The sequence below is a fragment of the Candidatus Cloacimonadota bacterium genome (assembly GCA_020532085.1).
Lineage (GTDB): Bacteria > Cloacimonadota > Cloacimonadia > Cloacimonadales > Cloacimonadaceae > Syntrophosphaera.
The window spans coordinates 61,353-71,292 of sequence record JAJBAV010000012.1 but is presented as its reverse complement, the minus strand read 5'-3'; the positions used below and the strand labels follow the sequence as shown (position 1 = coordinate 71,292).

Annotated in this window: 5 protein-coding genes; all 5 read left to right on the top strand. The window is 57.6% G+C overall.

Going from position 1 to position 9,940, the window contains the following annotated elements; translation table 11 throughout:
* Positions 1-95: 95 nt before the first annotated feature.
* The 5 genes from LHW45_04825 (at position 96) to LHW45_04805 (ending at position 9,711) form a co-directional block, all read left to right on the top strand.
* Positions 96-1,538, top strand: a complete 1,443-nt coding sequence (locus LHW45_04825; GenBank protein MCB5284898.1) for a hypothetical protein — start codon at positions 96-98, stop codon at positions 1,536-1,538.
* Between the two features lie 498 nt (positions 1,539-2,036).
* The gene (locus LHW45_04820; protein ID MCB5284897.1) at positions 2,037-4,157 is read left to right on the top strand and encodes a ribonucleoside triphosphate reductase; all 2,121 of its coding nucleotides are present in this window, start codon (positions 2,037-2,039) and stop codon (positions 4,155-4,157) included.
* Positions 4,157-4,867 carry an anaerobic ribonucleoside-triphosphate reductase activating protein gene (locus LHW45_04815; GenBank protein ID MCB5284896.1) on the top strand — a complete coding sequence of 237 codons (711 nt, stop codon included), beginning with the start codon at positions 4,157-4,159 and terminating at the stop codon, positions 4,865-4,867. The genes LHW45_04820 and LHW45_04815 overlap by 1 nt, the downstream gene beginning before the upstream one ends.
* A gap of 2 nt (positions 4,868-4,869) precedes the next feature.
* Positions 4,870-7,296, top strand: coding sequence for a TIGR03960 family B12-binding radical SAM protein (locus LHW45_04810; GenBank protein ID MCB5284895.1), 2,427 nt, complete (start codon positions 4,870-4,872; stop codon positions 7,294-7,296).
* A gap of 450 nt (positions 7,297-7,746) precedes the next feature.
* Positions 7,747-9,711, top strand: a complete 1,965-nt coding sequence (locus LHW45_04805) for a hypothetical protein (GenBank protein ID MCB5284894.1) — start codon at positions 7,747-7,749, stop codon at positions 9,709-9,711.
* The last annotated feature ends 229 nt before the right edge of the window (positions 9,712-9,940 follow it).

The window sequence follows — 9,940 nt, the reverse complement described above, 5'->3', positions numbered from 1 at the left end:
CAACGTAATCAAAACCCTACTGAAAAGAGCATACGGTTACAAGGACTTTGATTACTTTAGGCTCAAAGTTCTGCAACGCTGTGGGTACCTTATGGATGGACTTACCCACTCTAATTGAACATGAGCCGAACGTAACTTCCCGCGACTACACCTACTGCGCTTTCCTCACGGAAAATCCCGAATGTCGCTGGCGGCAAACGAGCCATGAGATAGAAACCAACGCCGGAGGACAGCACATCATCACCGGCGGGCTGACGATGTATTCGCTGGGCACGCTGCAATTGGCTTATCCTCTGAGGATCGGCACAGAAACGACAGGCGGGCTGCGACTCGTGCGGGGTGTGATCCAATGCGAAGAGCCGAACGTGCCCGTGCTCGCCTGCGGCAATCCCGGCGAAGTGGATGGGGTCGATCCGGGCCTCTATGCGGAGGAATGGTATCACGGCTCCTATATCTGCGGTCCGCTGCGACGGGAGTTTCCGCTGTTCGCGCCGGGTCCGGCAATAATCGACTACCCCCTCGGTTTGGGCAGCGAACCCTGTGGAACGGAGATCACCTGCAACGTATACAAGCCATTCCGCCTCATCACTGAACCCGCGGGACAGACGGTGACAGTGAGCATCGCGGGCAGGCCCTGTGGAGATGTAAATCCGCCGCTAACGACCGCCATGGGGGATTGGTCGTATCATGTGGTGATCAATTCCGGGCTTGATCTGTCGCCCATGACTGTGGTGAAGGTGGATGGCTTCAACAACAGCACCGGCAACAGCGACAACCTGGCGGGAACGCTGGAGCAGACCTACCTGGTGCAGGCCATGATGCTTGAAGGGCCCTGGGGAGCGGTATCAAATCCCCTGGGAATCGGCCCCATCCTGCCCGACACACGCTATCCCGTGCAGAGCAGCGTTCCTGTGGCGCTCATTTTGTCCGGCAGCACCTATTTCGCCTGGGGCAGCACCGAGTTTCATGTGCACGACCTCGCCGCGATTAGTCTAACCAGCCCGGCCACTGGCTATGTGGACATACCTTCCTTCTTCGACCTCAGCATCCACAACCTGGGCATCGTGACAGAAGAGACCTATATTGTCGGGATCTTCGACTGGACCAGCGGAACTTCGACCAGCATCCTCATCACCGACCAACCCATCGCCCCAGGCCAAATGGTTTGCATCCCCCTCGAATGGACCTTCACCGCGCCTGGCACCTACTACATCTCAGGAATAGTGCAGATTGACGGCGATATGGACCCAGCCAACAACGAGACGCCGTGGTTCGAGATCCAGGTTTACGAACCGCCTCCACCCCCGCCTCCGCCAGAAAACGTCCACATCGTCTACGAGCCTGATCTTGGCAGGGTTGTCATCTCCTGGGACGCAAACCCCGATGTCAGCCTCTACAACTTATATTACAGCTTTGATCCCGAAAACGGGCCGTGGGAATTGCTGCCCGGTTCGCCGTATGAAACAACATATGTGGCAGACACTGACCTGAGCTGCCAGTTCAAATTCTATTATGTGACAGCCATCGTATTCCCGTGATGTAGAAACTCGCGCCATCTGTCAGTTTGGTGAATGAGGCGGCGGAAAGTCTGATCCCACAACAAGCAAGAGTCGCTTCGGTTATAGTCTGGCTTTCTCGCTGGAACAGCATTTAGGGGGGCAGTGCTCGTGCGGGTAGTAGCGGTGGGGTGGTTCGTATAAGTCACATGCGCGCTTAATGGAGCCTGTGGAAGCTGTTCTGGCGAGCATGACTCCTGCTCAGCTTGGGTCAAAAGCCTCCTGCTGAACATGCGCATATGACTCATGCTTATATGGCGTAAATGATGCCTGCTCTCCCGCCGGATCTTTTTTCTTCAGGCCTCAGACGGCTTTGGGAAAAATAGTGCCGAAAAGCCGCAAGTTTAGCTTGACAGAAATGCTAAGTTCCTGTTTGTATGCAATTCGCAGCATTGGCGCGCGTATGGTTAAAGTGAGCCTAAAAGTTACAAACCCATGCGTGCGAAAAGATTATCGATATGTTTCGCAAGGGAGGTTGTGATGTTTTCGAAGATTCGGAAACGCAACGGCAACATTGTCAGTTTTGATAAGCACAAGATCGTGCGGGCAATTCGCAAGGCAGGTGAGGCCACGGGAGAGTTTGAGGGCGACACGGCCGAAGTTTTGACGGCGCGGGTGGTGAACCTCGCGGCGCAGATCATAGATACCGCCATTCCTGAAGTGGAGAGGATCCAGGACATCGTGGAAGAGGTGCTGCTGGCATCTCCTTACAAGAAAGCGGCGAAAGCGTACATCATCTATCGCGACCAGCACGCGCGCATCCGCGAAATGTTTTCCACCGGCGGCGTGCAGCTCATCGACCAGTATCTGGAAAAGCTCGACTGGCAGGTGAACGAGAATTCGAACATGGCCTATTCGCTGCAGGGTTTGAACAACTACATCGCCAGTGAGATCAGCAAAACCTACTGGTTGAACAAGATATATCCGCCGGAGATCCGCCGCGCGCACATCGAGGGCGACATCCACATCCACGACCTCGGCCAGCTTTCCGTCTACTGCGTGGGCTGGGACCTCATGGACCTGCTGATGACGGGCTTTTGCGGCGCTGAAGGCAAGGTGGAGAGTTCGCCCGCGAAGCATTTCCGCAGCGCGCTGGGGCAGATCGTGAACTTCTTTTACACGCTGCAGGGAGAGGCTGCCGGAGCGCAGGCTTTCTCCAACTTCGACACGCTGCTGGCCCCCTTCATCCGCTACGACAAGCTGGATTACCACGAGGTGAAGCAAGCGCTGCAGGAATTCATCTTCAACATCAACGTGCCCACCCGCGTTGGCTTCCAGACGCCGTTCACGAACATCACGCTGGATTTGCAGCCGCCCGACATCTACAAAGACAGCCCCGTGATCGTTGGCGGAGAGCCGCAAGCGCAGAACTACGGGGACTTTCAGTCTGAAATGGACATGCTGAACAAAGCCTTCCTTGAGGTGATGATCGAAGGCGACGCCAAGGGACGCGTATTTACTTTTCCCATACCCACTTACAACATCACAAAAGACTTCAGCTGGGACGATCCCAAGCTGAGCTATCTGTGGGAGGCCACCGCCAAATACGGCATTCCCTACTTCTCGAACTTCGTGAATTCCGATCTCGATCCCAACGACGCGCGCTCCATGTGCTGCCGTCTGCGCCTGGATACGCGCAAGCTGGAAGCCCGCGGTGGAGGCTTGTTCGGCGCCAATCCGCTCACCGGCTCCATCGGCGTGGTGACGCTCAACCTGCCGCGCATCGGCTACCGTGCCCATAGCGAGGAAGAGTTCCTCGCGCTGCTGGAAGAGAATCTGCAGATCGCCAAAAACAGCCTCGAGATCAAGCGCAAGATCCTGGAACGCTATACTCTGAACGGGCTCTATCCCTACACGCGCTTTTATCTGAAGAAGATCTACGAACGCTTTCTGCAATATTGGAAAAACCACTTTTCCACCATCGGCATCATTGGCATGAACGAAGCCTGCGTGAACTACCTGGGCAAAAACCTTGGAAGCGAGGAAGGACGCGCCTTCGCGCTAAAAGTGATGGACTATCTGCGGGAACGTTTGGTGGAATTCCAGGAAGAGACCGAATGCAACTACAACCTTGAAGCAACGCCGGCTGAAGGCACCAGCTACCGCCTCGCCATCCTCGACAAGAAATTCCATCCGGACATCATCAGCGCCAACTGCGGCGACGCCACGCCTTTCTATACCAACAGCTCCCAACTGCCGGTGAATTTCTCCGACGACATTTTCGAGGTGCTCGACCTCCAGGACGAATTGCAGACCAAATACACCGGCGGAACCGTGCTGCATATCTTTGGGGGGGAAAGGGTTGAACACGGCGAAAGCATTCGCAAGCTGGTGCGCACCATCTGCTCGAACTATCGCCTGCCTTACTTCACCTTTTCGCCCACCTTCAGCATCTGCCCCCAACACGGCTACATCGTTGGCGAACAGGCCCACTGTCCGCAATGCCAAAGGCAAACGGAGGTCTTCTCACGCATCGTGGGATACCTGCGCCCCGTCTCGCAATGGAACGAGGGCAAAAAGGCCGAATTCAAGCTGCGCACCACTTTCGACACCATCAAGAACAGCCACGCGACGGATCCCGCGAAGCATCACGCGCTCTGATGAAGATAGGCGGTTTTCAGAAGTTCTCGCTGCTCGACTACCCCGGACAGCTGGCGGCCATCGTCTTCACGCAGGGCTGTAATTTTCGCTGCCCCTATTGCCACAACCCCGAACTGGTGGATCCCGCGCGCTTTGAAAAGCCTCTGGCGACGGGACGGGTGCTGGATTTCCTCAGGCGAAGAAGAGGCAAACTTGGCGCCGTGGTCATCACCGGCGGCGAACCCACGGTGCAGCCCGATCTGATCGGCTTCGTGAAGAAACTGAAGTATCTGGGTTTCCTCGTGAAGATGGACACCAACGGCTCGCATCCAGATGTGCTGCAAAGCCTTGTGGAGCAGGAACTTGTTGACTACTGGGCGATGGACGTGAAAGCGCCGGCCGACCTTTACCATCTGGTTTCGCGCTCCTCAGTGCCCGTGGAGGACATTCTCCGCAGCATGGAAACCTTGCGCGGCAGCGGTAAGGAATACGAATTTCGTACCACCTTTTTTGAACGCCTCTTCGACTGGAAAGACATCGCCCGCGTGCAGGAACTGCTGAAGCCCGGCGACCGCTTTTACCTGCAGGAATGCCGCTACGACGACACCCTCGAGGACCTCTCCGCCGGCGCCACCAACGTCCGCAAACACCTGCAGGACAATCCCGCCTGCAAAACCCTCCTCCGCTGGGGCGATAAACACCACGTAAACATCCGCATCCGTTCTCTTTAGCCATGCAAGAGGTTTTCATCGAGCCCTGGCTGCCCCGCGTGGAAAAGCCCTCGCGCTATATCGACCACGAGCTCAACGCGGTGCGCAAAGCCTGGCAGGATGTGAATTTCTGCTTTGTCTATCCCGACGTTTACGAGGTGGGCGTCTCGCATCTGGGGCTGAAGATCCTCTACTCCATCGTCAACCGCTTGGAGGGCGTGATGGCCGACCGCGCCTATCTGCCCTGGCTGGACATGATCGACATCATGCGCCGCGAACAGCTGCCCCTCTTCGGCCTCGAAAGCCGCCGCCCGCTGCGGGATTTTGACCTCGTGGGCATCACCCTGCAAAGCGAACTCACCTATTCGAACATTCCCGAAACGCTGGACCTGGCAGGCATTCCCGTGCTGGCAAATGAGCGCGCGGAAGGCGATGCAATCGTGATGGCGGGAGGTCCCTGCGCCACCAATCCCCTGCCGCTGTCCTGCTTCATCGACGTATTTTTCCTTGGGGAGGCGGAGGAGGCCATCGCTGAGATAGCAGCCGTATTCATCCGCGTGAAGGATAGGGAAAGGCGGCTTGAGGAACTGGCAAAGCTAGACGGCTGCCATGTTCCGGCGATGCCTGCGGGGCAAAGGGTGATATCGCGCAAATTTACCAGCTTCGGCGCCAGCGCCACTTTGCACAGCCCGCAGCTGCTTTCCTGGCAACTCGCCACCCACAACCGCTGCGTGTCCGAGATCATGCGCGGCTGTTCCCGTGGCTGCCGTTTTTGCCACGCCGGCTACTTCTACCGTCCGGTGCGGGAACGCGACGCCGCCGAAGTGCGCGACGAGATCCTGCGCGAAGTGGCGCTAACGGGTTGGGACGAAGCTGGCTTGCTCTCCCTTTCCAGCAGCGATTACAGCCGCGTGAAGGAACTGCTGGCGGGTTTGCTTGCAGCCGTGGATACCGACCGCACGCACATATCGCTGCCTTCGCTGCGGGTGGATGCCCTCGATCCCGCCATGGTGGGTTTGCTGCGCGAACTTGGCCGCGAAGGCCTCACCATCGCTCCCGAAGCGGGTTCTCAGCGTCTGCGCGACGTGATCAACAAAAACCTCAGCGAAGAGGATATCATCCAGGGCGTGCAAACCGCTCTCGACCTCGGCTGGCAGAAGATCAAGCTTTATTTCATGGTGGGCCTGCCGCTGGAGACCGAAGAGGACATAGATGGCATCATCACCCTCACTCAAAAGATCGCCTCCCTCAGCCGCCGCCTGCAGATCAACGTTACCCTCTCACCCTTTGTGCCAAAGCCTTTCACGCCCTTCCAATGGGTAGCAATGCTTTCCCGTGAGGAGCTGCTGCGCCGCTGCCTGAAGGTGAAGCAGGCCTTTTCCCGCCAACGCAGCATCCGCGTGAAATACCATACCATAGAGAGTTCACTGCTGGAAGCCGTCTTTTCCCGCGGCGACGCCCGCGTGGGCGAACTCATCCACAGCGCCTGGTGCCTCGGCGCCCGCTTCGACGGCTGGAACGAGTGTTTCGACTATTCCATCTGGGAACAGGCTTCCACCGCCACATGCATCGACGTGGAGAACTATCTGCGGGAAAGGGACGGGGAGGAGCCGCTGCCCTGGGATTTCGTGGACATCGGCATCACAAAGAAGTTTCTGCGCCGCGAATGGGCTCACGCGCTGGCTGGCGAAACCACCCCCGATTGCCGCGAAGTCTGCTCCCAATGTGGAATATGCGGCCCTGTGGTGAGGACCGTGGACGCCCCCGCCTACAACGCTTCGCCCGCGGCGGAAGTCAGCAACAAAAATACTTTCCAGCTCCAACAGGGCCAGATCCAGCACCGCTATCGACTCTGGTATGCCAAGGACGGCATTCTGCGCTTCATATCGCATCTGGATTGGATGCGCATGCTTTTCCGCCTCATCGGGCAGATGCCGCTCGAAACCGTCTTCACGCAAGGCTTTTCGCCCCATCCGCGGGTGAGCCTCTGTCCGCCGCTGCCTTTGGGCGTGGCCAGTGTGTGCGAATACTGCGACGTCACTTTCCATCAGGCTTACAGCTCTGAAAAGATCGCTGATGCCTTGGCCCAGCCGCGCATCCCCCAATTCCGTTTGCTGCGCAGCGAAGCCCTCAGCGGCAAAGGCAAGCTGCCCACAGGCGAGATCGTTGGCATCGGGATTCCTGATCAACTGCGTATGCGGGTGGAGAAACGCCTTCAGGACTTTTTCCGAACCAGTGAGCACATCTTTACCAAAAGCACCGCCACCCGCAGCAAAGACTATGACCTCAAGCGCATCGTCACCTCCACCGAGTGGAACGGCTCGCGCCTGCTGATCGGCAAAAGCCTCGCCAGTCCGTCATTATACGATGTGCTGGCGGAACTGCTGGAGCTGGACAAGACCGAGCTCTACGCGCTGCCGGTTACGCGCTACGATTGGTTGTTTGAATAGCGACAGAGCAAAAGGGCAAAGGAGAAAAGGTTTGCGCACCACCACCGCCATGCAACTCTTTCTCCCTTCCCCGGTTTCTCTTTGGATAAAACATGGCTCTCTTCCAAACCGGGTGGGTAAAGCCTGGGGGCGACAGCAATGCTTACCCACCGCCATATCCTGTCAGTCACGCCTTGAGCGCTCGCTTCCATTCTCCTCTCATGCTTCCCGCCTGATTCTCGCATCAAACGCGGCTATCAGGCGGGAGGCGCGTCCGGGACCCGGGCAATGGCTTTAATGGCCAGAGGGCACCGTTGCACTCCTCCACAGGGTCCCCGGCCACTTCACCCTCACGCCGACGTTTTCCGCATGGGGCTTAACCCACCCGATTTGAAAGAGAACCCAAAATATTGCTTGACCAAAAATCCCCCAAGGCCAAAAATGGCGGTATTCAACCAAGCGAGGTGTAGCATGAAACATATCTTTATGATCTTCGCTGCCTGCCTTGTCGCGACAGCCCTCTTTGCCGAGTGGAGCGCGGATCCGTATAATCCCACTCTCATTGCCGGTTTCACTGGCGAACAGGTGATGCCCAAGGTGTCCATCGCGCCCAACGGCAATACCTACATCTGCCGTTTCGACACCCAATCCGGAGCCTACCAAGTGTTCCTGAACCTCATGGATACGCATGGAAACCACATCTGGACCGATCCGCTGGGCTTGCTCATCAGCTCCCACGATCAGATGACCTGGCTCACCGAATACGACCTCGACGTTGATCCGGACGGCAACGCCGTAATCGTCTTCCAGGACATCCGCAACGCCGGCGTGAACAACGTTGTGGCCTACAAGATCGGCCCCGCTGGCCAATTCCTCTGGGGCGCCGACGGCATTGCCCTGTCCAATGACACCAACATGGATTATGGCAACATGTCGCCTGTCTGTTTCTGTTCCGCCGACGGCAGCAGCTATTTCGCCTGGCAGCGCATGGGGCCTGCCAACACCTCTGTCGTGATCAACCGCCTCAGCGCCGCGGGGCAGAAGCTTTGGGGCGAAAACGGCATAGAATTGTCGTCCACCGCTGGCAGCTACACCTGGCCGCAGATCATTCAGGGGGTGGGCAACGACATTCTGCTCAAACTCTATTACGACACCGGTCCCTATTGGTCGCCCACCCGTCACATTCACTTGGTGAAGGGCACTCCGGAAGGGACATTTCCGTGGACCGCAGCTGTAAGCGAAGCGGGCGGGATCGCCGCCTGGCAGCAACTCATCCCTTTTGCCAGTGACGGAGCGGGAGGCGCAGTGCTGGCCTGGTATGAAGACCGCGACAGCAACATGGACAACGACGTCTATTGCCAAAGGATAGCCGCGGATGGAAGCGCCAGCATGGGGATGAACGGCAGCCTCGTGAGCGTTAGTCCCGCCAATCAGCAATACTATCCCAAAATCGCCGTGGACACTGCCGGTCAGCAGGTTTACGTCTTCTACCGCGAAACCGATGCCAACCAGAACAACGCTGGCCTCGCACGGCAGCTGATGAGTTTCAGCGGAAACCGCCTCTGGGGCGAAACCGGGCCCGCCTACATCGACATCGGGCCCTCGGAATGCAATACCATCGCCTCCTACCTCGTACCTGCCGGAGCAGTTTTCCTCTATGCATACGGAACCAATAATCTCTTTGCCACCTGCTTGAATGCCGCAGACGAAGTGATTTGGACGCAGGGCAGCTTGATGGTGGCCAATAGCGTGGATCCGAAAATGCACTATGACTGTGATACCCATCCCGACAATTGGAGCGTTCTGGTCTGGGAACAAGGCAATTCGGCCTATGACATCTATGCCATGCGGATCAACGGCAATGGCAGCCTCGGCGCGCAATACCTGCCGCCGCGAAACCTTTCCGCTGAGCAGATGCCGCCTGCCAGCGTCGTGCTAAGCTGGCAGCCGCCCTCGCCCTACGTTGTGCCGGACCAGTATTACATCTTCATGAACGACGAACTCGTCCAGGCCGTGGAGGGCGGTATCCTCACCCACACCGTCACCAATCTCAGCGGCGGCACCCACGAATTCTATGTGAAAGCCCGCTACGGAGACCATTTCTCCGATCCCTCGAATATAGTTACCGTAAGCATCGTCGCGGCTGACGATCCCACTTTGCCCACCGCTGAAATGGCGCCGCGTCTCACGCCCAACCCTTTTTCCGGCACCGCGAAGCTGTCCTTTGGGGTTGGAGATGCCACAGGCAGCGTCCGCGTTTCCCTCTACAACGCCAAAGGCCGGAAACTGGGCGAGCGCGAATGCTCGGTGAAAGCGGGCATCAACGAAATCCCCCTCGATCCGCTCACGCTGGGACTGTTCGATAGCGGCGTCTTCTTCCTGCGCTTGCAGATCAGCGGCGAGATCATCCTGCTGAGAGGCTTGTTCATCAGATAAGTTCCCCGCGCGCGAGACATTGTTATTGGCTGCGTGACCACCGGCAGGTGAGATCTGCCGTCTCTGTCCACGGTGCTGCTCCTCTGTTGCCGTCGCCGAAGACAGCCCGAATTTAGCATGTTGTGGAGGGCGAAACCACAAGGGTTTATGGATGGGGAGGAGGGAGCGGTTGGCGTTGGTGGTGTGTCGATGTCATTCCGGATCAGCGAAGTCATGCATTTGTATCCAA

Coding starts and splice junctions, on each gene's coding strand:
- LHW45_04825 (MCB5284898.1), top strand. CDS start 96: ATGGACTTACCCACTCTAATTGAACATGAGCCGAACGTAACTTCCCGC.
- LHW45_04820 (MCB5284897.1), top strand. CDS start 2,037: ATGTTTTCGAAGATTCGGAAACGCAACGGCAACATTGTCAGTTTTGAT.
- LHW45_04815 (MCB5284896.1), top strand. CDS start 4,157: ATGAAGATAGGCGGTTTTCAGAAGTTCTCGCTGCTCGACTACCCCGGA.
- LHW45_04810 (MCB5284895.1), top strand. CDS start 4,870: ATGCAAGAGGTTTTCATCGAGCCCTGGCTGCCCCGCGTGGAAAAGCCC.
- LHW45_04805 (MCB5284894.1), top strand. CDS start 7,747: ATGAAACATATCTTTATGATCTTCGCTGCCTGCCTTGTCGCGACAGCC.